This window comes from Bacillus sp. JK106 (genome assembly GCF_053663355.1).
Genome location: NZ_JBSJQC010000001.1, coordinates 204319 through 228818, shown reverse-complemented (window position 1 = coordinate 228818; position 24500 = coordinate 204319). Strand labels below are relative to the sequence as shown.

The 24500-nt window shown below is 46.9% G+C and carries 21 protein-coding genes and 3 riboswitches; of the genes, 8 read left to right on the top strand and 13 right to left on the bottom strand.

What is annotated here, in order from left to right; all coding sequences use genetic code 11:
- Positions 1–195 precede the first annotated feature (195 nt).
- On the top strand, positions 196–1554 hold the full coding sequence (locus tag ACWJJS_RS01150) for a purine-cytosine permease family protein (RefSeq protein WP_014306090.1): 1359 nt from the start codon (positions 196–198) through the stop codon (positions 1552–1554).
- A 13-nt stretch (positions 1555–1567) separates the two neighbouring features.
- On the opposite strand, the gene ACWJJS_RS01145 is transcribed toward ACWJJS_RS01150, so the two are convergent.
- The 5 genes from ACWJJS_RS01145 to ACWJJS_RS01125 form a co-directional block, all read right to left on the bottom strand.
- Positions 1568–2398 (bottom strand): NAD(P)H-hydrate dehydratase, encoded by an 831-nt coding sequence (locus ACWJJS_RS01145; RefSeq protein WP_353575346.1) that lies wholly within the window; start codon positions 2396–2398, stop codon positions 1568–1570.
- A 90-nt stretch (positions 2399–2488) separates the two neighbouring features.
- The gene (cydC, locus tag ACWJJS_RS01140) at positions 2489–4219 is read right to left on the bottom strand and encodes a thiol reductant ABC exporter subunit CydC (protein WP_070082576.1); all 1731 of its coding nucleotides are present in this window, start codon (positions 4217–4219) and stop codon (positions 2489–2491) included.
- Complete coding sequence (cydD, locus tag ACWJJS_RS01135; protein WP_070082577.1) at positions 4216–5919, bottom strand: thiol reductant ABC exporter subunit CydD; 1704 nt, start codon at positions 5917–5919, stop codon at positions 4216–4218. Before cydD ends, cydC begins: the two co-directional genes overlap by 4 nt.
- Complete coding sequence (gene cydB / locus ACWJJS_RS01130) at positions 5919–6935, bottom strand: cytochrome d ubiquinol oxidase subunit II (RefSeq protein ID WP_003150830.1); 1017 nt, start codon at positions 6933–6935, stop codon at positions 5919–5921. The genes cydD and cydB overlap by 1 nt, the downstream gene beginning before the upstream one ends.
- Positions 6919–8325, bottom strand: a complete 1407-nt coding sequence (locus ACWJJS_RS01125; RefSeq protein WP_014306093.1) for a cytochrome ubiquinol oxidase subunit I — start codon at positions 8323–8325, stop codon at positions 6919–6921. Before ACWJJS_RS01125 ends, cydB begins: the two co-directional genes overlap by 17 nt.
- Positions 8326–8826: 501 nt before the next feature.
- Here ACWJJS_RS01125 and ACWJJS_RS01120 point away from each other — a divergent pair.
- Positions 8827–10170, top strand: a complete 1344-nt coding sequence (locus ACWJJS_RS01120) for a 2-hydroxycarboxylate transporter family protein (protein WP_317461560.1) — start codon at positions 8827–8829, stop codon at positions 10168–10170.
- Between the two features lie 35 nt (positions 10171–10205).
- Here the strand turns inward: ACWJJS_RS01120 and ACWJJS_RS01115 are convergent, their stop codons facing one another.
- The 4 genes from ACWJJS_RS01115 to ACWJJS_RS01100 all read right to left on the bottom strand — a co-directional run bounded on the left by ACWJJS_RS01115 (position 10206) and on the right by ACWJJS_RS01100 (position 14262).
- Positions 10206–11048, bottom strand: a complete 843-nt coding sequence (locus ACWJJS_RS01115; protein ID WP_102422076.1) for a polysaccharide deacetylase family protein — start codon at positions 11046–11048, stop codon at positions 10206–10208.
- A gap of 99 nt (positions 11049–11147) precedes the next feature.
- Positions 11148–12248, bottom strand: coding sequence for an ABC transporter ATP-binding protein (locus ACWJJS_RS01110; protein WP_014306096.1), 1101 nt, complete (start codon positions 12246–12248; stop codon positions 11148–11150).
- Positions 12249–12365: 117 nt separating this feature from the next.
- Entirely contained in the window at positions 12366–13259 is an 894-nt protein-coding gene (locus ACWJJS_RS01105) for a PucR family transcriptional regulator (protein ID WP_454023245.1), read from the bottom strand.
- Positions 13260–13425: 166 nt separating this feature from the next.
- On the bottom strand, positions 13426–14262 hold the full coding sequence (locus ACWJJS_RS01100; protein WP_025650051.1) for a YitT family protein: 837 nt from the start codon (positions 14260–14262) through the stop codon (positions 13426–13428).
- A 65-nt stretch (positions 14263–14327) separates the two neighbouring features.
- A riboswitch (guanidine-I (ykkC/yxkD leader) is annotated at positions 14328–14428 on the bottom strand.
- Between the two features lie 346 nt (positions 14429–14774).
- Here ACWJJS_RS01100 and ACWJJS_RS01095 point away from each other — a divergent pair.
- Positions 14775–15314 (top strand): DUF4352 domain-containing protein, encoded by a 540-nt coding sequence (locus ACWJJS_RS01095; RefSeq protein ID WP_146277428.1) that lies wholly within the window; start codon positions 14775–14777, stop codon positions 15312–15314.
- 46 nt (positions 15315–15360) lie between these two features.
- Here ACWJJS_RS01095 and galE read toward each other — a convergent pair whose 3' ends face one another.
- Positions 15361–16377, bottom strand: a complete 1017-nt coding sequence (galE, locus tag ACWJJS_RS01090) for a UDP-glucose 4-epimerase GalE (protein ID WP_454023244.1) — start codon at positions 16375–16377, stop codon at positions 15361–15363.
- A gap of 210 nt (positions 16378–16587) precedes the next feature.
- Here galE and pepT point away from each other — a divergent pair, with 210 nt between their 5' ends.
- The 4 genes from pepT to ACWJJS_RS01070 all read left to right on the top strand — a co-directional run bounded on the left by pepT (position 16588) and on the right by ACWJJS_RS01070 (position 20528).
- Positions 16588–17820 (top strand): peptidase T, encoded by a 1233-nt coding sequence (pepT, locus tag ACWJJS_RS01085; protein WP_454023243.1) that lies wholly within the window; start codon positions 16588–16590, stop codon positions 17818–17820.
- Between the two features lie 576 nt (positions 17821–18396).
- Entirely contained in the window at positions 18397–18564 is a 168-nt protein-coding gene (locus ACWJJS_RS01080) for a hypothetical protein (RefSeq protein ID WP_003150808.1), read from the top strand.
- Positions 18565–18666: 102 nt separating this feature from the next.
- Positions 18667–19143, top strand: coding sequence for an LURP-one-related/scramblase family protein (locus ACWJJS_RS01075; RefSeq protein ID WP_032875642.1), 477 nt, complete (start codon positions 18667–18669; stop codon positions 19141–19143).
- A gap of 83 nt (positions 19144–19226) precedes the next feature.
- Positions 19227–19313, top strand: a riboswitch (SAM riboswitch).
- A gap of 78 nt (positions 19314–19391) precedes the next feature.
- The gene (locus ACWJJS_RS01070) at positions 19392–20528 is read left to right on the top strand and encodes a 5-methyltetrahydropteroyltriglutamate--homocysteine S-methyltransferase (RefSeq protein ID WP_454023242.1); all 1137 of its coding nucleotides are present in this window, start codon (positions 19392–19394) and stop codon (positions 20526–20528) included.
- Between the two features lie 33 nt (positions 20529–20561).
- Here ACWJJS_RS01070 and ACWJJS_RS01065 read toward each other — a convergent pair whose 3' ends face one another.
- Entirely contained in the window at positions 20562–21443 is an 882-nt protein-coding gene (locus ACWJJS_RS01065) for a methyltransferase domain-containing protein (protein ID WP_454023241.1), read from the bottom strand.
- 363 nt (positions 21444–21806) lie between these two features.
- A riboswitch (purine riboswitch) is annotated at positions 21807–21907 on the top strand.
- A 139-nt stretch (positions 21908–22046) separates the two neighbouring features.
- Here ACWJJS_RS01065 and ACWJJS_RS01060 point away from each other — a divergent pair.
- The gene (locus tag ACWJJS_RS01060) at positions 22047–23240 is read left to right on the top strand and encodes a NupC/NupG family nucleoside CNT transporter (RefSeq protein WP_003150774.1); all 1194 of its coding nucleotides are present in this window, start codon (positions 22047–22049) and stop codon (positions 23238–23240) included.
- 47 nt (positions 23241–23287) lie between these two features.
- Here ACWJJS_RS01060 and ACWJJS_RS01055 read toward each other — a convergent pair whose 3' ends face one another.
- Positions 23288–23962: a DUF3298 and DUF4163 domain-containing protein gene (locus ACWJJS_RS01055; protein WP_060562354.1), complete on the bottom strand. Its 675-nt coding sequence runs from the start codon at positions 23960–23962 to the stop codon at positions 23288–23290.
- Between the two features lie 139 nt (positions 23963–24101).
- Positions 24102–24350 (bottom strand): KH domain-containing protein, encoded by a 249-nt coding sequence (locus ACWJJS_RS01050; protein WP_103527219.1) that lies wholly within the window; start codon positions 24348–24350, stop codon positions 24102–24104.
- Positions 24351–24500: the final 150 nt, after the last annotated feature.

The window sequence follows — 24500 nt, the reverse complement described above, 5'->3', positions numbered from 1 at the left end:
AAGCGTATCCATGCCTTTTAAACCCTGGCAAATCGTTTTGGCGGCAGTGTTTGTACCGTTTTTCAAAAAAAACTTTGAACGGCTGTCAGCGAGGCTTTACAATGTTTTTCCTGCATGCTGGAATTTGTAAACGGCAGGTCAATCTGTTAAGCTATGTCTTTATGTTAAAGAAGAACATACGGAGGAGATTATCTATTGAAAGTAGAAAGGCGAACGATTGAACATATTCCGCATGACGAAAGACACGGAAAGGCTAAAGATTTATTCCCCGTCTGGTTCGGGGCTAATATGCATATTACGACGTTAGTCACAGGCACACTGCCCGTTACAATGGGACTCGATCTCTTTTGGAGTATCGCCGCCATTATAATCGGAACCTTTATCGGCGCAATCTTTATGGCGTCTCATTCCGCACAAGGACCTCAGCTCGGAATTCCGCAAATGATTCAAAGCCGCGCGCAATTCGGCGTGATCGGAGCGATTCTGCCCCTCTTTTTGGTCATGTTTATCTACCTGGGCTTCTTTGCGAGCAGTACGATTCTCGCAGCCGGTACACTGAGCAGCTTTGTCCCGATTCCGGCTTCATGGTGTATTATCGGCTTAAGCGCCATCTGTTTTTTACTCACGATCTACGGTCATGATCTGATTCACAAAATGCAGAAAATCCTCTCTTGGACCTCCTTTGCCGTTTTTTTTGCTGCAACAATTCTTATTTTTCAACTGCCGATTCCTTCAGGAAGCTGGGTACCCGGCTCATTAGATCTGCCTGTTTTTCTAGTGGCGGTCAGCGCGGTGGCCACATGGCAGCTGGCATACGCGCCATATGTCGCAGATTATTCCCGTTATCTGCCGGTCAAAACACCGGCATCGCATACTTTTTGGTACAGCTATGCAGGTACGTCAGTCAGTTCCATCTGGATGATGCTTCTCGGCGCCATTTTGACGACGGCGCTCCCGGAATTTACCGCTAATGCGGGAAATGAGATTGTCCGATTGTTCGGTCCGTTTTCCTTTATTATGCTGATCATCGTCCTGTTCGGGCAAATGGCGATCAACGTCTTTAATTTATACGGAGCCTTTATGTCAACCACGACTACCTTGGAGCCGTTTTTAAAACTGAAGGTGACGCCGAAAACGAGAGTGGTAATGATCCTTTGTGTGACGGCAGCGGGTACTGTATTAAGTCTCTTGGGCCAAAGCAATTTCATGGAACTGTTTTTAAATTTCATCTTTTTCATCAGTTATTTCTTAATTCCATGGACGGCGATCAACCTCGTGGATTACTATTTTATCCGCCGCGGAAAATACCACGTCAAATCGATGTTTGACGTCAACGGGCAATACGGCAGGGTCAATTGGATTACAGCGGCCGCCTTCGTTTTGTCGATTATATTAGAAATCCCGTTCATCAATACCTCCTTTTACATCGGGCCGCTCGCTGAAATATTCGGCGGAGGCGACATTGCCTGGGTCATCGGCCTGGCCGTTCCGTCGCTGCTGTATTATGTCCTGATGAAATCAAGGTTAAAACAAAAAGAGGCGCCTTCCCTATGAAGACGCCTTTTCTTTATTCATATTCCTTCCATACACGCGGCAGCAGTTCAGAAAGTTCGTGCGCCAATAAGGTATGGGCGGAGCGCTCTTTCGTCCATAATTCCGCACATTCGCCGTGAAGGCGGACGGCGTTCAATACGGCATGCTTCGGGTCTTGATGACAGCACAGCATGCCGAGAATCATTCCCGTCAGCGTGTCGCCGGTCCCGCCTTTTGCAAGCGCGCCGTTTCCGGTTGTATTCCTGCGGCATTCCCCGTCGGGAAAAGCGATAATGGTTTCGTTTCCTTTCAGGACAATCGTGACATGAAGCCGCTCCGCCCATTCCGCGGCATATTCCGCTCTGTTCTGCTGAATCTCTTGAATCGGAAGGCCTGTCATTCTGGAAAATTCGCCGGGATGAGGCGTCAAGATCACGGGAGCTTTCCTCTTCGGATAGGTTCTTTTCGTAATGGCGCCCGCATCCAGTATGACGGGATAATCGCCAGAAAGCAGCTGATCAGCCGCCTGCTGCACTTCGTCTGTTTGGGGAAGGCCCGGCCCGATGGCAGCGGCCCGGATGGTTTCCCCGGGCTGGCCCGCCGCGGCTTTTTTCCACCCGTCCCGCCAGTACATGGCTTCCGGCAGCACCGGGACGATAAGCGGAATGACGCCTGCCGATGTACCGATGACGAGCTTGCCGACACCGCTTCTCATCGCGCCCAATCCGGCCAGAAGGGCGGCTCCCGGCATGTCATCGCTCCCGGCCAGCAATAACGCCGTCCCGAACGTTCCTTTATGGCTGTCTGCCTCCCGTTTCGGCAGCGTATCTTTCACATCTTGTTCCGTCCAATCCATTATATTCATCTCTGTACCTCCTCTTCTGTCTCCTATTTATATTCCAAACAAGAAGAGATTTTAAACCGCACAAAAAAACAGCCGCTCGTTTGCGGCTGTTTATGTTCTGATCGGAACATCAAGACGGTAAAGCTTCCGGTACCTTTCGTTTTCTGCAAGCAGCTCTTGATGGGTTCCTTCCATTTCTGCTTTTCCATTTTCTAAAAAGACGATTTTATCAGCTGTTTCCACACCCGCTAAATGGTGTGTAATCCAGAGGATCGTTTTCTCTTTAAAGACATCAAAAATCGTATCAAGCAATTCACGTTCAGTGACCGCATCAAGGCCGACCGTCGGTTCATCTAGGATAATGACCGGCGTGTCTTGGAGCAGAATACGGGCAAGCGCGATCCGCTGCCGTTCCCCGCCTGAGAAACGAATCCCCGTCTCCTGCACGGACGTTTCATATCCGTCAGGCAGTGATTCAATATAATCATGCAGCTTCACTTGCCGAGCCGCACGCTTAACATCTTCATCACTCGCCTTGCCGTTTCCGAGCCGGATATTATTCATAATGCTCGTGTTAAAGAGATGAGGTTTCTGATTCAAAACGGCCACCGCTGAGGAAATCTGCTCCTGCACGGCCGCAGTTTCCAGCCCGTTCAGCATCACCTTGCCCGAATCGGGAACTAAGGCGCCTTCAATTAAAGCGAGAGAGGTCGACTTACCGGAGCCGCTCCTGCCGAGCAGCGCCATTTTTTCCCCCTGGCGGAGAGTGAAGGAAAAACGGTCAAGCACATGACTGTGCTGATCATAAGAAAACGTCACGTTATCAAATGTAAGTGTCACATCAGATACATCCAGTTTCTCATCGGTCTGCTTCACCTCACGACTTCGCAGCTCCGGAGCCGCCTTACTCATTCTTTTGATGGAATTCTGATAAGAAGGCACTTCCGTCAGCGCATCCGAAAGGGGCAGAAACGCCTCCGTCAATGGAAATACGACAAGCACAAAGGCCGCGATCATCGTGTTGGCGATGCTGCCGTCCGCATACTGACCCGCCGTCCAGAACAGCATGATCAATATGAAGCCGCCGACGAGGCATTGCGCGGCGAGATCACGCCATCTCGTAAACCGCTGACGTTTGCTTTCAAGGTCAAACCATGCCTTCTCTTTCTCTTCATAAGAGGAAATAAAGGCCGCCTGTCGTCCCGAGAACATCCAGTCGCTCACGCCGAGCACGGCATCTGTCAGCCGGCTGTAGAGCGTATTCCGGCCGCTTTTCAGCCTCATGTTTTTCGCTCTCGTCACAAGAAGCGACACAACCGGAAACAATACAACCAATATAAACAGGTAAATCGCCGCAAAAGCGGCAAACGGCCAGGAAAAAAAGCCGAGTCCGATAACGGATGCCGCATACAGCAGCAAAGCGGAAACCGCCGGGAAAATCGTTTTTAAAAACGCATCCTGCAAATGCTCAATATCCTCAGCCAAAATGCCGAGCATGTCGCCCGTCCGAAAACGGGATGAAAGCATGAGCGAGGCCGGCTCCAGCATATTGTAAAGCCGCACCCTCATATCGGACACGATTTTCAAAATGATATGGTGCCCCGTCAGGCGCTCGGCGTACCGTGAGACTGAACGGGCAATCCCGAAGGTGCGCACGGCCACAATCGGAACGTACACCAGCAGGATATTCTCAGGCCTTGTCGCCGACTTAGAGATCAAAAAACCGGAAGTGAACATGAGAAAGGCCGCCGAAAAAATCGTCACCGCGCCTAAAAAAATCACAAGAACAAACAAACGGGCATTTTGCTTTATATACGGCAGAATCCATTCTTCTTTTCTCATGTTCTTTCCCCCAGTTGCGCCTTTACAAGTTTGGCGTATACGCCTTGTTTCGCCATCAATTCGTCGTGGGTGCCGATTTCCGCCACCGCGCCGTCATCAAGCACGATAATTTCGTCCATCTCAAGCATCCAGTGAAGACGGTGAGTGGCCAGAAAGACAAGTTTGTTTTCAAACAGGTCTTTCATCGTTTCTTTTATTTCATATTCTGTTTCAATATCAAGGTGAGCGGTCGGCTCATCCAAAAGGAGAATCGGCCGGTTTCCTAAAAAGGCTCTGGCCAGCGCGACACGCTGAGCCTGCCCTCCGCTGAGCGCCCGTCCGCCCTCGCCGATCCGGCCGTCAAGGCCGCCGGGCAGATCGCGGATCAGTCCGGAAAGACCCGCTGAATCAGCAGCGCGCGCCGTTTCCTCACGGGAAGCATCAGGATGATAAAACCGGATATTATTCATAAGCGTGTCATCAAAAATGTACGGATGCTGCGGAATATAAAGCAGCTGCTTCTGCCAGCCGTCCGACTGAAGATGCGAGCGGGATTCACCGTTTACCTTGATCTCACCGGACGCAGGCTCTAAAAAGCCGCCCAGCACATCAATGAGTGTCGATTTTCCCGCACCGCTTTCCCCGATAATCCCGATTTTCTTCTTCCCTTTAAAGGACAGATGAAATTCAGACATCGATTCTCGGACGGACAAACGCGCAAGCTGTAATTCATCCCCGTCAGTCCACGTATCAAGTTCGAGCGGCTTTTCTTCTTTAAAACCGGGCTGCGCCAAAATCGCTTGAATGGTTTTCCCCGCCTCCTGCCCGTTTAACGTCGCGTGGTAATCATTTCCCACTTCGCGGACCGGGAGAAAATATTCAGGCGCGAGAATCAGCGCTGTCAATGCCGGACCGAGCAGAATTTGTCCGTCTATCAGCCGCAGGCCGAGAAACACCGCCACTGTCGCCACCGACAGCATCGTAAAGAAATCCAGGGCGAATGATGATAAAAACGCGACCCGGAGCGTGCTCATCGTCGCCTTGCGGTATCTCTCACTGACATGAAAGATGTTTTTACTGTGTGATCTGCTTAATCCTAAAAACCGCAATGTCTCCAGTCCGCGGAGCGAATCCACGAAATGATTGGAAAGCGTCTGATAGGACTTCCATTGGCGATCGGCTTTTTTCTGTGCGACAAGTCCGAGCAGAATCATAAATACAATCAAAATCGGAAGCGCAAGAATCAGAATCAAAGCCGATGTTTTATCCTGAAAAAACACGTAAATAACAACGGCCGCCGGCACAATCGCCATGCTGACCATTTTCGGCAGAAACAGCTCTAAATAACGGCGGAACTGGCTGATGCCTTCCATCGCCAGCGTCACCATCCGGCCTGTCCCCTCTTTTTTCGCAAAGCGGGGGCCGAGACGGAACAATTGCTCAAGAAATCTTTTTCTTAAGTCTGCGCCGGTTTGCGCGGCATATTGGTATACGATTTTCTGCCGGACCGCTGTTACCGCATGCCGGACCAAAAACGCAAGCAGGAAAAAGCCGATAACCGGATAAAGAGAAGCAATCCGCTTCCCGTTAAATAATCCGGTTACCGCCTGGCTCAGCCATTCCGCCTGCAAGATGATGGCGGCCGTTTGTATAATCGTTAATCCCGTAATGATCGCAAGAATCCGCTTCATTCCTTTATAAAGAAACAGGTCTTTTCCCATTAATAAGTCATAGGCTCCTTATGGCTGACGCGTTTCCGGAAGACATAATAGCTCCAGATCTGACTGCCGATGACAAACGGCAGCAGAGTCAGTGCGGCAATTGTCATGACTTTAAGTGAATAATCACCGGATGACGCGTTAGCTACTGTTAAGTCATACGCGCTTTTCAGCGAGCTGACCATGACGCGCGGGAACAGAGAGATAAAAATCATCGCAACTGTCAAAGCAAGACCCGCGCCGGTCATACCGAATGCCCAGCCGTCTTTTTTCTTGCTCATGAACACAACAGCAAGAACGTTGCAGATGACAATCAGCACGAATACCGGAATCGTGATGTTTGCCCGGCGTGTAAACATATCCGTATCGTATGCAGACATCGCAAAGAAAGCAAGTACAACAAGAAAGATAACACCGATTACGCGTTTTGCCATTTTTCTCGCACGCTCTTGTAAATCACCGATCGTGCGCAGTGTGACAAACATTAAACCGTGCAGGAATGAAAGAAGGGTGACGGCTGCTCCGCCAAGGACGGAATACACGTTCACAATATCTGAGAAACCCGCATGCATATTCATATGGCCGTCAATCGGCATGCCGCGGAACAAGCTTGTGAAGATAAGGCCGAATACAAACGGCGGGATAAGGCTGCCGAAGAAAATCACCCAGTCCCATGTTTTGACCCATTTTAAATGATTCACTTTTCCGCGGAATTCAAACGCCACCCCGCGGCCCATTAAAGCAAGAAGGATGATGATAAACGGAATATAATATCCGCTCAGCATCGTCGCATACCAGTTCGGGAATGCCGCGAAGATCGCTCCCGTACCTGTCAGCAGCCATACCTCATTCGCATCCCAGAACGGGCCGATGGTGTTAATCAGCACTCTGCGTTCTAATTCATTATGGCCAAGAAATCGGGTCGAAATGCCGACACCGAAATCAAAACCTTCTAAAAAGAAAAATCCGACAAACAAAACTGAAACGAGTACAAACCAAAGATCATGAAGTGACCCCATGGTAGACCTCCTGACTGAACGGATCCGTTGATACAGGAACATCCTTGTGATCATCATGGTCCGCACCTTTTTTAATTTCACGAACGAATAGGAAGACAAGCAGCGCGCCTAAAATCAAGTACATGACGCCGAAACCGATAATTGAAAACAGCAGAGATCCCGTCGTTACGTTAGGCGAAACGGATTGTGCGGTTGTCATTTGCCCCATAACCGTCCACGGCTGGCGGCCGATTTCAGTCATAATCCAACCGGCAGAGTTCGCAATGAACGGGAATGCGATCAGTGCGATCATGCCCCGTAAATACCACTTGCTCGTATGAAGCTTTTTGCGGCGGTTCAGAATAAAGCCTGCAATCGCGGCAAAAATCATAAGCGCGCCCGCTCCCGCCATAATGCGGAAACTCCAGAACGTCGTTTTGACAGGCGGGATATAGTCGCCTTTTCCGTACGTTTTTTCATATTCTTTTTGAAGTGTTTTCATCCCTTTCACACTGCCGCTGAACTTCTGGTAAGCCAAGTAGCTCAGTGCGTAAGGAATTGAAATTTCTGATGTGTTTTTTTCTTTATTCGTATCAATATTCGCAAAAGCCGTCCACGCGGCAGGATCACCGCTGTCATCCCAAAGCGCTTCACTGGCCGCCATTTTCATCGGCTGTGATTCCATTAAATGTTCAGCCTGCATGTGTCCGCTGAACGCAACACCGATACCGGCGATCAGACCGACAATCATCGAAAGCTTGAAAGATTTATGGAAGAAAGGCACTTCTTTTTTCTTCAATAATTTAAATGCGCTGACACCGGCGATAAAGAAAGCACCCGTCGCAAGCGCTCCGAAAATGACGTGAGGGAATTCAACCCAAAGCTGAGGGTTTGTCAAAAGCGCTCCGAAGTCATTCATTTCCGCGCGGCCGTTTTTAATCGTAAAGCCGACCGGCTCCTGCATGAATGAGTTTGCCGTCAAAATCCAGAAAGATGACATAATCGTTCCGAAGGATACAAGCCAAATGCAAAGCAAATGCACTTTTTTAGATAAACGGTCCCAGCCGAAAATCCATAATCCGATAAAAATAGACTCCATAAAAAACGCCAAAAGCGCTTCAATCGCAAGCGGAGCCCCAAATACGTCCCCGACAAAACGGGAATAATCAGACCAGTTCAATCCGAACTGGAATTCCTGAAGAATCCCTGTGACGACGCCGACAGCAAAGTTAATTAAAAAGAGATGCCCCCAAAATTTAGCCATTTTGAGATAGGTCTCTTGTTTTTTGACAACGTAAAGCGTCTCCATCAAAGCAACCATAAACACAAGCCCGATAGACATAGGCACAAACAAGAAGTGAAACAATGTTGTAGATGCAAATTGAATGCGGGCTAATACCAACTCACTCATGATGTTTTTCCTCCAATCTGGTAAATTGCTCAACATTTCACAAACATAGTGAAATCATTGCTCGGTATTTCACAAAAATGATATATTTGCTCAATGTTTCACAAATTCGTCAAAACTATTGAAATATCAGCCTGTACACCCTGGGGGACAGCGGCTGTCATAGAAATGATTCAATATCATTACTTTACAACGATTCAGCCTAAAAAAAAAGATCAATATACCTAAAATCAGGATGAAATTGTGACTGATTATTGTCGGATTTGTAGAGATTTTATGTCAGCACCTAGGATATTTGTCCCTTTGATATCGTATCTCTTTTTTATTCGTGTGGCGAACAAAATGCTTTTCTCGGTGAAAAAGCCCGCCAAATCGCCATTTTGAGAAAGAAAATGTGAAGAAAGCATGCCCTCTAGTAAATTCATAATATATGAACAATTTAAATTTTTTAGTATACTTTAAATGGGGATATTTTTTCACTACATAACGACTGGGGGAACAAGCATGGGAGAACTTCAACCAAAATTGCAAGCGGATTCAATCCAAAAACAGGAACGGACTGATAACTGGTTTGCCAGAGCAATGAATATAAGAATCGGCATTATTCCTCTTCCTATCTATATCCTGCTTTTCTTGCTTATTACGGTGTTTGTCATGAGCCGTGATGTAAAAAGCGACATTCTGACATCAATTGCCGTCATGAGTTTTTTCGGATTTACCTTCGGCCAGATCGGAAAATCCATTCCGATCGTGCGGTCCATCGGCGGCCCTGCGATTCTCGCAACCTTTATTCCATCCGCTGTCGTCTACTACCACCTGCTTCCGAAAGACATTATTACTTCAACAACAGAATTCACGGAAAGCTCCAACTTTCTCTATCTATTTATTGCCGGTATCGTCGTCGGCAGTATTCTCGGGATGAAAAGAGAGACGCTCGTCAAAGCTTTCGTTAAGATTTTTATTCCGCTGATCGCCGGCTCTATCGCGGCCGCCATCGTCGGCTTATGCGTCGGGACGCTGCTCGGGCTCGGCTTTCAGCACACGCTGCTTTATATCGTCGTTCCGATTATGGCGGGGGGTGTCGGTGAAGGCGCGATTCCTTTATCCATCGGCTACTCCGATATTATGCCGATGTCCCAGGGAGACGCCTTTGCGCTTGTGCTGCCGTCCATCATGCTAGGCAGCCTGTGCGCCATTATGTTATCGGGTTTGCTGAATGTCATCGGGAAACGCAAACCGGAATGGACGGGCAACGGGAAGGTTGATAAGTCTGATCATTCCGCTCCCGCATTGGAACAGCCGGCCGATGATAAAACGTTTGATTTGTCCTTTTTCGCTTCAGGCGGTATTTTAGCGGTTTCCCTCTATTTGGTCGGCATGCTGGCGCATGATTTCTTTCAGCTTCCGGCTCCTGTCGTGATGCTCGTCCTTGCCGTTCTCATTAAGCTGTTCAGGCTGGCGCCGGCTTCGATTGAAAACGGAGCCTTCGGCGTCTCGCGCTTTTTCTCGACAGCCGTGACCTATCCGCTCTTATTTGCGATCGGCGTTTCAATGACACCGTGGGACAAGCTGATTGCGGCGTTTACGATCAGCAACATCATTACCATTTTATCAATCGTCGTCACGATGATGGCCGTCGGTTTTCTGACCGGAAAATGGCTGAATCTGTACCCGATTGAGACGGCGGTTATTAATGCCTGCCATTCCGGCCAGGGCGGCACCGGCGACGTCGCGATCTTGAGCGCCGCTGAACGGCTTGAGCTTATGCCGTTCGCCCAAGTGTCGACCAGAATCGGCGGAGCGATTACCGTGAGCGTCACCCTTCTGCTGCTTCATCAATTCTATTAAACTGAAAAAAAGCCTCCGCATATGCGGAGGCTTTGTTATTTCATCACATTTTGAATATAAGAGCCGAATGCCGCGCCGGACATGCCCGGCGACACACGGACGCGGTGAAGCCCGTAAAGCCCCTGATCTCTAGACGCCGCTCCCGGCTCTGTCGTGACCGCCATACGGTAGCCTGACGAGGCGGCGGCTTTTAATATTTCTTTATTATATCGTCCGACAGGGTAGCTGATCATAGTCGTCCGCTGCCCGAACATTTGATCAAATAAACGCTTAGAGTCCTTCATTTCACGTCGCTGCTGCTGCGGTGTGAGCCCGTTCAATTCGAGATGGTTCATCGTATGGCTCTGAATGGAAATGCCGTGGGCGGCCATCTCCTTCATCTGCTTCTCAGTCAGATGATTCTTATGCCCGATAAAGTTTCCGATCATAAAGATTGTCGCTTTCATCTTGTATTTCTTTAAAATGGGATAGGCTGCTTTCACATTGTCTGTATAGCCGTCATCAAATGTGATCAGAACACATTTTTCACGCGGCTCCTTATCCTCCGTCAGCATCAGATAGGCTTCTTCAGGAGTCATCGTATAATAGCCGTGATCATGAAGCCACTTCATATGCTGCCGGAATTCTTCCTTCGGCACACGCAGGCTGTTTCCCTCTGAAATGCTGTGATACATCAGAATCGGCAGTCTCGCCGTCCCTTTCGTTTGAACCCAGGCGGACGTATCCGGCTCTTTTTTGATTTGCCGCTTTACGGACTTTTTTTCGCTGTGCGCTTCTGCCTTCGGAATGCTTTGTTCGGCGCTTGCCTCATGGCCCGAGCAGGCGGCAAGCGTAAACACGGCAGCCAAAAGGCACATGCACATGATCATGCGTTTCATCGTTTTCCTGCTTTCTGTCTTCTATTTACTTTTTATATCGGTTATGCGTTATAAATTGTTACATCAAAAAAGCCGGACATCCAGCTGTCCGGCTTTACGTTATGAGCGGATTCTGATTTCTGTTTCACTGTCAAAAAAGTGAGCCTTATTCATGTCGAAAGCGACGGTCAATTCCTCACCGGCACGAATGTCATGGCGGGCGTCAATCCGGGCGATAAAATCCTGATCCCCGATCCGGGAATAAACCATAATTTCTGACCCGAGCAATTCCGCGACATTGATTTTAGCTGTGATGGATGAATTCTTATAGGATTCTACTACAATCAGCTCGTCATGTATGTCTTCCGGGCGGATGCCGAAGATGATATCTTTGCCGGCATACCCTTTTTCCCGGAGCATTTTCATTTTCCCTTCCGGCACGCTGAGAGCGGCTGAACCGATCTGAATGGCGCCGTCCGTCAGCTTTCCTTTGAAAAAGTTCATCGCCGGGGAGCCGATGAACCCGCCGACAAATACGTTTTCGGGATGTTCATACACTTCTTTCGGGGTGCCGATCTGCTGAATTTTTCCGTCCTTCATGACTACGATGCGTGTCGCCATCGTCAGTGCTTCTGTTTGGTCGTGCGTCACATAGATTGTGGTTGTTTGCAGCCTTTGGTGGAGCTTAATAATTTCTGCCCGCATCTGCACCCGAAGCTTTGCGTCCAGATTTGACAGCGGCTCATCCATTAAAAACACTTTGGCGTCCCTGACAATCGCCCGCCCTAATGCAACCCGCTGCCGCTGCCCGCCGGAGAGCGCCTTCGGTTTGCGGTGCAGATACTCTGTGAGCCCCAGCATTTTCGCCGCTTCTTCGACCCGTTTTTTAATCTCCGGTTTCGGCATTTTCCTCAGCTTCAGACCGAAAGCGATATTATCATAGACCGTCATGTGCGGATATAACGCATAGTTTTGAAACACCATGGCGATATCCCTGTCTTTAGGAGCGATGTCATTCACTCTCGTATCACCGATATAGAAATCGCCCTTCGTAATGTCTTCCAGCCCGGCTACCATCCGCAAAGTTGTCGACTTGCCGCACCCCGACGGACCGACAAACACGATAAACTCTTTATCTTTAATATGAAGGTTAAAATCATCGACAGCCGCTTCTTTTTGATCGTAATACTTATAAATATGCTCGAGCCGAAGTTCCGCCATGTATATCCCCCTTTATTTGTAAACGCTTTCTTAAATAGGATTGTAACAGCGTCAGACGGCGGCGGATATAGGCAATGTTCATAAAAAAAGTCCGCTGCCTTCGTGCACATTTCCCATTTAATGTGATTTTTCATACTGCAGACAAATGAAATAAGCCAGCAGGGCGCCCCGATATGTCTTAATATCAATACCTGAGCGTTCCGCAAATTTATCAATCCGATATTGAAGACTGTTGCGGTGCAAATGCAGTTTTTTCGATGTGAGCGACATGTTCGAGTTATGTTCAATAAAAGTCTGAATCGTATGCTTCAGCTCCGGTTCTTTCTGAAACAGCAGCGCCGCTTCTTCGTGAAGCAAGGCTGAGAGCTTTTCTCTGCTTTCCTCCGTGAGCATGGCCGGAAATACCCTTTCCGCGGTCAGCGTGCTCAGCTGCGGGAGATGACGCCGGCCGATCTGACAATATTGCTGTTCTCTCTGATAATGAAGGCGCAGACGTTCCCCCTTGCAGTAATACCTTCCGATGAAAAAACGGACACTGAAATAAAAATCGCCTTCGAGAATCTTCACAAAAGATGCGATGTCATCCGAATCTGGCGCTTCCAGCTTTTCTTCCTCCACAATCACGCCATGATCCCTCCCCGTCCGGACAACTGTATATGAAACCGGCCAGAAATGGCGCAGCGCTTCCGTATATGCCCCCCAGTCCCGTTCTCCCAATAAGTCATAATGGATAAAACGGACACGCGGCTCCTTGACATCAGGCACCGGACCTTCTTCCAGCAGAAAACGCCGCCACCTCTTTGCTGCCGCCGTCTCCGGAAAAAAAACGCCTTTTTCTTCAGCGGGCGTCAAAAATGATTCCAGAAGCAGTTTCTCCTTCGGGGCAATATCCTCCTTCGGAATGGCGACATAGACCCGCCTTTTCTCATCATAAAAGCAAAAGACATCCTCCGCCGTACAGCACGTATCAGACAACACAGCCCTCGGGTAAATTGCCAATAACGGGTTCATATGCGCTCCTTTCTATCGCTCTATCATATTTTCAGTATAAAACGTCCGGCCGATTGTATCCACTTCGTTTTAAGAAACAGCTTTCAGGCTATTTCCCGGGAAACGAATCATAACCGCTTCTGCCGGCATAAGAAAAAAACCCTCCGCGCCGGCAGAGGGATCCTTTTTATTTAGAGATATCGACGAAGCCTTCACCAAAGACGTCACGCACATCATGAACAATGACAAACGCTTTTGTATCACAGCTTTTAATGATTTTTTTGAGCATGGAAAGCTCTTGTTTCTGGATGACGATATATAAAATTTCCTTCGACTGCCCCGTGTAATTTCCTTTACCCGACAGCAGCGTAACCCCTCTGTCCATCAGCGTGTTGACCTGTTCGGCGATTTCGTGCTTATGCTCAGATATAATCGTCACCGCTTTTTTCGTATTCAGGCCTTCAATGATAAAGTCCATCACCTTCGTTCCGATGTACAGCATAACAATGGTAAACATCATTTTTTCCGTACCGATGATGAAATAAGAACTGAAGACGACAATCAGATCAAAGAACAAAAGCGCATAGCTGATATTCCAATCGAGATATTTGTTCGCAATCCTCGCCAAAATGGCAGAACCCGCAGTCGTGCCTCCGACTCGAATAATGATCCCGATTCCGACACCGGCAAACACACCCGCAAAAATAGTATTAATAATGAGTTCATGTGAAGGCGAGTGCCAATCATGCGTCAGATGCAGAAACAGTGAGTTGGCGACAACGGTAATGATCGTATAAAGCGTTGTTTTTCCGTCTAAAAATTTATATCCGATCATCAATAAAATCCCGTTCAAAATGATATTCGTCACCCCGGGCGACCATTCAAACACATAGTACAAGATCAGGGTGATTCCAGTTACCCCGCCCTCTCCAAGATCATTCGGAATGGCGAATAAATTAACGGCCAAAGCAAAGATAAAAGCTCCAATAATCAGCATCAGCACATCCAGCAATCTCTTTTTCATCCCAGACACTCCCTTTTTATAAAATCAAAAAAGCCCGGGAGAGCACTCTTCATTAAAAGAGCAGAAACTCCCGGGCTTTTATCCCAACGTGTCACAGCAGGAACCTGCTGTGTGTTTTCTCTCGGTCCAGACCAATTCAGATTGCGGAACCCTAGAAAACCACTGTTTTTTATGTTCAGTTTTTATATTATCTTTCAAGATTATACGGGAAATCACGAACATGTTCAACCACTCTTTTTTCAATAAACCTATGGAAAATGCGAACGATCTGCCGATACTAAAAAGGACCTTAAAATACATGACTAAAAAATCATTAAAATACTTTTTTTCTCAAAATATTATTGACTATAGGTTATTTTACAGGCATTATAGTATGTAGTTTTTAAGAAATAGTTTACATAGGAGGAAATATTATGGCAGGCAACCTGGTGTCTTGTAAGGCATGCGGCAAAGAAATCGCTAAAGGCGTTAAAAAATGCCCAAACTGCGGTAAAGATCAGAGAAACTTTTTTATGAGACATAAAATCATCACACTGCTTCTGGCAGTAGTGGTTATTATCATTCTCGTAAACATCGGCGGCGGAGGCGATTCTTCATCATCTAAAACCGCGTCTTCAAAAGCTGCGGAATCTAAAGAAAAACTGTATAACATCGGTGACACTGTTAAGACTGAGAAAACTGAAGTTACTGTTACCAAAGTGGAAAAAAGGGATTCAGTAGGCTCTCAATTTGTCGAGAAAAAAGCGTCTGACGGCGGCGTTATCGTAGCTGTTCAATACACGGTTAAAAATGTTTCAAACAAGCCGTTAAGCTCTTTCTCCATTCCAAGAGCGAAATTAGTAGATTCTAAAGGAACATCTTATGATTCAGATATTGATGCTTCTTCAAGCTATGCAACAGAAACAAAAGTAGACAACAGTAAAATTTTAAGTGACTTGAACCCGAACATTAAAGTGACTGACGTAAAAGCTTTTGAAGTTGATAAAGACGCATACTCTAAAGGCACTTGGAAATTAAAGTTCAGCAACGATGTTGAAGTGAAAATTAAATAATCATCATAACAAAAGAGACCTTCATCATTTGAAGGTCTCTTTCTTTTTACGCCTTTTGGTACCCGTTCACATTGGAGGACTGCCACTTCCAAGAGTCGGCGCACATTTCTTCAAGCCCGCGCTTTGCTTCCCAGCCTAATTCAGCCTTCGCTTTTGCCGGGTCTGCGAAGCATGCGGCGATGTCTCCCGGGCGCCGGTCTGCAAAACGGTACGGCACTTCTTTTCCCGATACTTTTTCAAACGCCTTGACCATCTCCAGAACGCTGTAGCCTCTTCCCGTGCCGAGATTATAGGCGTCGGCGCCCGTTGTGTTCAGCACCTTTTCGAGCGCTCTGACATGGCCCTCGGCAAGGTCAACGACATGGATGTAATCCCGCACGCCGGTGCCATCCTTTGTCGGATAATCATTGCCGAACACCTGTAATCGCTCAAGCTTGCCGACAGCGACTTGTGCGACGTACGGCATTAAATTATTCGGGATGCCGTTCGGGTCTTCTCCGATCCGGCCGCTCGGGTGCGCGCCGAACGGATTAAAGTAGCGGAGCAGCGCAATGCTCCATTCAGAGTCCGCATTATGCAGATCGCGTAAAATCTGTTCCAGCATCAGCTTTGTCTGCCCGTAAGGATTGGTGGCGCTTAAAGGAAAATCCTCAGTGATCGGCGTTGTTTCCGGAACGCCGTAAACCGTCGCTGAAGAACTGAAGACGATTTTTTTCACACCGTGTGCCTGCATGGCTTCACATAAAATAAACGTTCCCGTCAGATTATTATGATAATAACGGAGCGGAACAGCCACAGACTCACCGACGGCTTTTAATCCCGCAAAATGAATGACGGCTTCAATCTCATTTTCAGCAAACACATGGTGAACGGCGTCACGGTCAAGGAGATCCGCTTCATAAAACACAAGCCCTTTTCCGGTAATGTCTTTCACACGCTCCAATGCTTCCGGTGAACTGTTTGACAGATTATCCAGAACCACGATGTCATAGCCGCCGTTTAACAGCTCGACACATGTGTGGCTGCCGATATAACCCGCTCCGCCTGTCACTAAAATCGCCATGAAGAAAGCCTCCCCTATTGAATGAATTGACCATATTATATCGGTTTTTTCTTCCTCAATCATCCATTTCCAAAAAGTTTAATCGTTTAGTCATCGTTTCTTCATAATTTATTTTCATTCGCGTAAAAAACAGAGCCCTCGATTCAAACGGGTTGTGAAATAGAAATCCCTCCCCCGCGCATGGTAAGATAAGACAAAGGAGATGACGGTATGAAAAATGAAATCATTGAACGCTTTACCTCTTACGTAAAAGTCGATACACAGTCTGACGAAAACAATGAAAACTGCCCTTCAACCCCCGGCCAGCTGACATTGGCCAACATGCTGGCAGATGAATTAAAGTCGATCGGCATGACAGAAATCACAGTCGATGACAATGGGTACGTCATGGCGACTCTGCCGGCGAATACGGAGAAAGACGTGCCGACTGTCGGTTTTCTGGCTCACGTGGACACCGCGACCGATTTTACCGGGAAAAATGTGAATCCTCAGATTATTGAAAGCTACGACGGCCATGATATCGTTCTGAATGACAAACTCAATGTCGTCCTGTCGCCTGAGCAATTCCCGGAGCTTTCCCGCTATAAAGGCCAGACGCTGATTACAACAGACGGCACGACGCTGCTCGGAGCCGACAACAAAGCGGGCATTGCCGAAATCATGACGGCAATGGCGTACTTGATCAAACATCCGGACATCAAACACGGAACGATCCGGGTCGCGTTCACGCCCGATGAAGAAATCGGCAGAGGCCCTCACAAATTCGATGTCGGCCGCTTCAACGCCGCATTCGCCTACACGATAGACGGAGGCCCCCTCGGCGAACTGCAATATGAAAGCTTTAACGCAGCCGCCGCAAAGCTTACTTGTTACGGAAAAAGCGTCCACCCGGGAACGGCGAAAAACAAAATGGTCAACGCTTCAAAAATCGCGATGGAATTTCATCACGCGCTGCCGAAAGAAGAAGCGCCGGAATATACGGAAGGGTATGAAGGCTTCTATCATTTACTTTCCATGGACGGAGACGTTTCTGAAGCCGCCCTGTCGTACATCATCAGAGACTTTGACAGAGACCGCTTTGCAGAACGAAAAGAATATATGCAGAAAACCGCCGATGCGCTAGCGGCCAAATACGGCAAGGAAAGCATCAAGCTTGAACTGCGTGATCAATATTACAACATGAGAGAAAAAATCGAACCGGTCAAAGAGATAGTCGATGTCGCGTATCAAGCCATGAAAAACCTCGACATCGAACCGATTATCGAACCGATCCGGGGCGGAACCGACGGCTCACAGCTCTCTTACATGGGACTGCCGACACCGAACGTTTTCACGGGCGGCCAAAACTTCCACGGAAAATATGAATACATTTCCGTCGATCATATGGAAAAGGCGGTAAACGTCATTGTTGAAATCGCCAGGCTCTTTGAAGAGCGCGCTTAAAACCAAAGCCCCCTGCTTTGGTTTTTTTCTTTCACATGAAACCTTTCCTTCTTTCTTTCCGTATATAAGGTATGAAATGGAAAGAAGGAGTGAAGACTATGGCAAGAGGGACTGTAGCGAAAGAATTGAAAAAAACCTTAAAAGACCCGCGTGTACTGGAGACAAAATCAAACCCTTTTAAAAAACTGCGGAAAATGTTCAAACGATTTTTTTAAGATAACATCTCGTTTTCTTTAAAAAAATAAAGAAAGCGCTGTCAACTCGCAGTCATCTGTTAGAAGCAGTTATTTTGCATATCATAAGGTTTTTTAGGGTACTGAATAACACAAGGCAAACGAAAACACTGAAGTAGTTAATTAGACACTTACAAAAAATAGTGAAAAAGTTATATAAACGATGATCATCCATCAGCCGATACAATCTATAGAACCACAACAAGAGCAAAATTTCTTCAACCCATAGTCATTTTTACGGAAAATGACGTTATTTTTTAAAAAAGTGACAATTGTTTGAATACTTTTCGTTTGTTTTTTCGTACAATAATAATACCAAAACTTTTTTTGGGAGGTATGTAAAATGATGCTACTTATTTTCGCTGCTTTGACAGGGTATCTTGTTTTCTCTTTCAGTAAGGACAACCGCCGGAAAACGCCAAAGACAAGCCCGCTGGTGACAGCTGCCGACACGAATAACATCATTGATTTAAATGCGATCCGTCAAAAACGCCGGATGCCGCTATCATAAAAACGACAGCTGCCGCAAAATCGGCAGCCTTTTTTTATGCACCCGGCCGATATGAAACCTTCCGCCTCCTTTTTTCGTACAACATAAAAAAGGAGTTTTTTTATGTACCATTTTTACATCAAAGAGCGAATGTTTACGTTTAAGAATCGTTTTCAAGTGTTTCTTGAAAGCGGAAAAGAAGTCTACAATGTTGAAGGAAAGCTGTTTTCATTCGGTGATGAACTGAAGCTGACTGATTTGGACGGCCGCACGCTCGCCAGCGTCAATCAGAAACTGATGTCGCTCGTTCCCCGTTACGAGATTTCCGTCAGCGGCAAACCCGTCTGCCAAGTCATCAAGAAAGTCACGTTTTTCAAACCGAAATTTGAAATTTCCGGGGTCGGCTGGGACCTTACCGGCGATGTGTGGGGGCGGAATTTTCAAGTGACAGACGGAAAATCAAACCGGATGACCGTCACCAAATCATGGATGAGCTGGGGCGATTCCTATCATTTGCAGATTGAAAAGGAAGAGGATATTGCTCTTTGTCTTGCGATCGCCATCGTGATAGATATGATTCTATTTGAGGGTGACAAATAAAAATATTTATCGAAATATATTGACAATATGAGAAAACATACTAAGATTAGAGTATTACAGTTTATTCTGAAAAATAGCATATTTCCTTATCAAGAGAGGTGGAGGGACTGGCCCTATGATACCCGGCAACCGCTGTTCAGCAGAATGGTGCTAAATCCTGAAGATAAGGTTGAGATTTGCGGACGCAAGCTCTTCCCTATCCGAGGGAAGAGTTTTTTTATATTTCATCAGGAAAGAAGGAATCGTTCATGTCACAGCAAAACACAGAACAACCATTGCATACTCTTCTAAGAAAAAACCCGCCGTTTCGCGCAGATCAGGTCGGAAGCCTGCTGCGGCCGGCGGCTGTGAAGCAAGCCCGCCTGCAAAGAGCGGCAGGTGAGATTTCAGCAGAACAGCTGCGCGAAATCGAAAACAGAGAAATCATCCGCAGCGTGGAAAAGCAGAAAGAAACCGGCCTCAATGTCGTGACTGACGGCGAATTCCGCCGTGCCTGGTGGCATTTTGATTTTCTCGAAAATTTAGACGGGGTTGAGGCATTTACGCCTGAAAGCGGCATTCAGTTTCACAACGTACAGACGAAAGCGCGCGGCATTAAAGTAACGGGAGATATTGATTTTTCTCAGCATCCGATGCTCGAAGATTATAAATTCCTGCACAGCATTGCCGGCGATGCTGTTCCAAAAATGACGATTCCAAGCCCGAATATGCTGTTTTTCCGCGGAAAATTGGAAAAAGCGGCGTATCAGAATGATTACAAACAATTTCAGCACGATGTGTCAAAAGCGTATAAAAAAGCGATTCAAGCTTTCTATGACGCCGGGTGCCGCTACCTTCAGCTTGATGACACCGCATGGGCCGTTTTCTTATCGGAAGCGGGGCTTCGTCAGATTGAAGATTTCGGCACAACGCCGGATGAGCTGCGCAAGCTGTTTGCCGCTTCCATTAATGACGCGATCAAGGACCGCCCTGACGATCTGAAGGTTACGATGCATATCTGCCGCGGCAACTTCCAATCCACATGGACGGCTGAAGGCGGCTATGATGCAGCGGCTGAAACGATTTTTGACGGGCTTGACCTTGACGGATTGTTCCTGGAATATGATGATTCCCGCTCCGGCGGCTTTGAACCGCTCCGCTATGTCAAACGCTCTGATCTTCAGCTTGTGCTTGGATTGATTACATCAAAACATGGCGAACTTGAAGACAAGGACGCGATTAAACGCCGGATTGAAGAAGCTTCACAATATGTCAACCTGGATCAGCTTTGCCTCAGCCCGCAATGCGGATTCGCCTCCACTGAGGAAGGAAACCTGATCACAGAAGAACAGCAATGGGCGAAACTTCGTCATGTCGTCAACATTGCCGGTGAAGTCTGGAAATAAAAAAAAGACACGCGATCAGCGTGTCTTTTCTGTTTACAGAGGACCGGTTCCGATTAAAATATCGATATCTATCGTAATATCCGCCGCTTTCCGGCTGATAAACCGCCGGATGCTTTCATCAGTACATTTCCATGTTAAGGGCGTCATTTTCACAAGCCGCTCAAGGTCAGGCTGCAATAAGGTCTTCGTGTAACACAGCCGTTTGCGCTCAAAGGTTTGAAAGCCCGCTTGGAATCGTCCGGCCGCAGAATCGGCGGTGTCATTCCGCCGAGGACTGTCTCCGAAGAAGAATTCCCTTACTTCCTTCAAATAATCACGCCGCGGCACCGCTTTAATGACTGTGCCGCCCTTTCGTAAAAGCCTGCTGCATTCCTTGTAATTCCAAGGTGATAAAACAGACATCACGATATCAAAACAGCTGTCGGCAAACGGCGCATCCGCCACATCAGCGACGGCAAAAACAAAATGATCCCCGAAGGCCTTTGCGGCATGCAGCACACCTTCTTTCGAGAGATCAATGCCGATTCCCGTCACGGAAAAAGCGGGCTGAAGCCATTTGCATACGGCGGCTAAATGAGTGCCTTCTCCGCATCCCGCATCCAATATCGCCGCCGTTGTTTGCGGAGATTGAATGCGGCTGATGATGGCGGCGATCTCCTTTTGAACCGGCCCAAAAAATTCCCGGCTGTCAAAAAGAGCGCGTCTCGCTTCGAACAGCTGCCTGTCATAGCGGGTTTTGACCGATTTATTGAGGAAATTCACATATCCTTGCTTTGATATATCAAATGTATGCCCGTGTCCGCACATCAAGCTTTTGTATTGTGAGACCGCCATGGCCGAACTGCATAGCGGACACCTGAATACGGACTGGCATGATTGCAGTAATTCCGCGCGTTTTCTTTTTATAGACGTCAATAAAAACACCTCATTCATTCGTTATTCCGATGAAATGAAAAAGGCATAGACAAATAAACCTCGCAAAATTGGAAGTTTAACCTATTTATCTATACCTCTCATTATCTGTAACGAATGAACTGAATGATCATGAAAATGACCCCTTTTCTGCCGTCTTTTGAAGGCGGTGCCCTCAGATCCATTTTATCAGCTGCATCCCGTCTTTACAATGAACCGGAACTGTTTTTCGGGCGCTTTTTATACCTTTATTATCCAATTACTTGTGAACATCCTTTATTTTCTTTATTTATAATATAAATTTATTATTTTGAAAATATCTAAAAAGGTTGATTTTCAAAAATTGAAACGATAAAATACTGCTATCTCATGTAATATCGTTATTCTTGTATATGATCAGTAATATGGTCTGATTGTTTCTACCTAGTGCCGTAAAAGACTAGACTACAAGAAAGTTTGCATAAATTTGAACGAGTGAAAAGCATATGATGCTGTCAGTCTATTCTTTTCTTTTGGCTCTTATTTATCACACTTTCTGGCTTTCAGGAATTTGTGACGAATAAGAGCTTTTTTTATTTCCATAATACCCTTATAGGAGTTGCTCACATGTACTTTTTATTGAACATTGTCGGTCTCATTGTTGTCATGGCTGTTGTTTTCTTATGCTCTCCCAACAAGAAGAAGATTAAATGGCGTCCGATTGTCATGCTCCTCGTCTTTGAGTTTCTGATTACTTGGTTTATGTTAGGGACAAAAGTCGGCGGCTTTGTCATCGGGAAGATCGGCGCGTTCTTTACATGGCTGATTTCCTGCGCCAGTCAAGGAATTGCGTTCGCTTTTCCGTCTGTCATGGCGAACCCGACGGTTGATTTTTTCTTCAGCGCATTGCTGCCGATTATCTTCGTCGTGACCTTCTTTGATATGCTGTCGTATTTCGGTATTCTGCCGTGGCTCATTGATAAAATCGGCTGGCTGATTTCTAAAATATCCCGTCTGCCGAAGCTGGAGAGCTTTTTCTCTATCCAGATGATGTTTTTAGGAAATACGGAAGCTTTAGCCGTCATCCGCCAGCAGCTTGCCGCCGTCAGCAACAATCGGCTTCTGACATTCGGGCTGATGAGCATGAGCAGCATCAGCGGCTCGATCATCGGATCATACTTGACGATGGTTCCGTCCACTTATGTGTTTACAGCCATCCCGCTGAATTGCTTAAATGCGCTTTTAATCGCCAATATGCTGAATCCCGTGGACGTTTCTAAAGAGGATGATATTATTTACGTTCCTTCAAAAGCGGAGAAAAAAGACTTCTTCTCCACGATTTCTAACAGTATGCTTGTCGGCATGAACATGGTCATTGTCATTTTAGCGATGGTAATCGGCTATGTGGCGTTAACGGCTGCGTTAAACGGCGTACTCGGACTGTTCATGCACGGTTTGACCATTCAAAAGATTTTCTCATACATCTTCAGTCCGTTTGCCTTCCTTCTCGGATTAGGCGTACATGACGCGATGTATGTCGCACAGCTGATGGGCATCAAGCTCGCGACAAATGAATTTGTGGCAATGGCCGATCTGAAAGGGCAGCTGAAATCACTTCCGCCGCACACGATTGCCGTGGCTACGACATTCCTGACATCATTCGCAAACTTCAGCACCATCGGTATGATCTACGGATCTTATCAATCTCTGCTTGATGGTGAAAAGTCAGCCATCATCGGAAAAAACGTCTGGAAGCTGCTTGTCAGCGGAATTGCCGTTTCCTTATTGAGCGCGGCGATTGTCGGATTGTTTGTCTGGTAAAATAAAAAAAGCGATACCGCTCCGTTTTAGAGTGATATCGCTTTTTTTTATTGATAGACGGATGCAGGCACGAAAACGTCCCGGATTCCTGCCGCGTATGGTCCGAGATCATATTGTCCAAACACAACGGCAATGCCGTTTTTCGTAAAGAAGAAAGGTCTTTCGTTATTCAGGATGATCTCTTGTTTTTTGACGTCCTGGTCAAACAGATCGTCATGTTTCTTGATGTAGCCGTAAAGATAGTCTCTCGTTTTGTTGGCTTTCGTTTTTGTATTGAGCACATCATTGAGTGTGACCCGTTTTTTTGCGGCCAGGTCGTAATTAAAGGTCTGAACGGCTGTCAGCCCGTGTGCGCCGCCTGTGTAACTGTAGTTTTCCGTCTGAATGCTGAGCTTGCCGTCTTGATTATACTTCACCTTGAAATCTGCCTGGTATTCCGCTTTATAGCCTTGTTTTTCACCGTCTTTTTTGTTTTTTACATATTCTTTGTACGAGTTTTCAATATAGCGTTTGAAGTCCTGATTGATTTTCTTTTCAAAAGATGCGTTTCCCGTATTCGTGACCTCGGGGTATGTCAGCTGCTTTACATGCTTATACGTATGGCTTTTAACAACGGGCATTGCGGTTTGCGCGGCCTCGGCTGAAGGCGCGAAACCTCCGAACGGCGCGGCTGTCAGCACTGTTAATAGCACGGCCGCCATCATTTTGAATGCCTTTTTCATCACAACTCCTCCTTTTCATTACCGTTCCCTTTTTGAAAACGGATTACACTCTATAGACAGCGCAGATCAGCAAATTGTTTCTGGGCCTTCTTTCACATTTTCTCCATGAAAAAAGAGACATGGATAATCCACGCCTCTTTTACCGTGAAGGTCTTTGCGCAATGGCTTCATAAACGGCTTCAGCCAAATCGGAGTTGCCGAACATCTCCAAAACGCCGATGACGGTTTGATCAGGAATCGGTTCTGATTCCTCCTTCGGCACGACCAGCTCTTCAGCCGTTTTTCGCAGCTCTTCGTTTAAAGACTGTCCGGGGTAAGCTTTGCTGTAAATGGCCATCGGATCAAGGTCATGATTGACGCACCATTGGGCAAACACCAAAATCATCATGTTTTCGTCACGCCGGTAATATTCTTCGAGTTGTTTTTCGGTAAACGGCTTCACTATCAATCGCTCCTCCAGAAAATCTACCCCTAAGATACACAAACACAGGGCGGAAGTAAACCAAAGAGGGTGAAACATATTATTTCCTCAACCCGC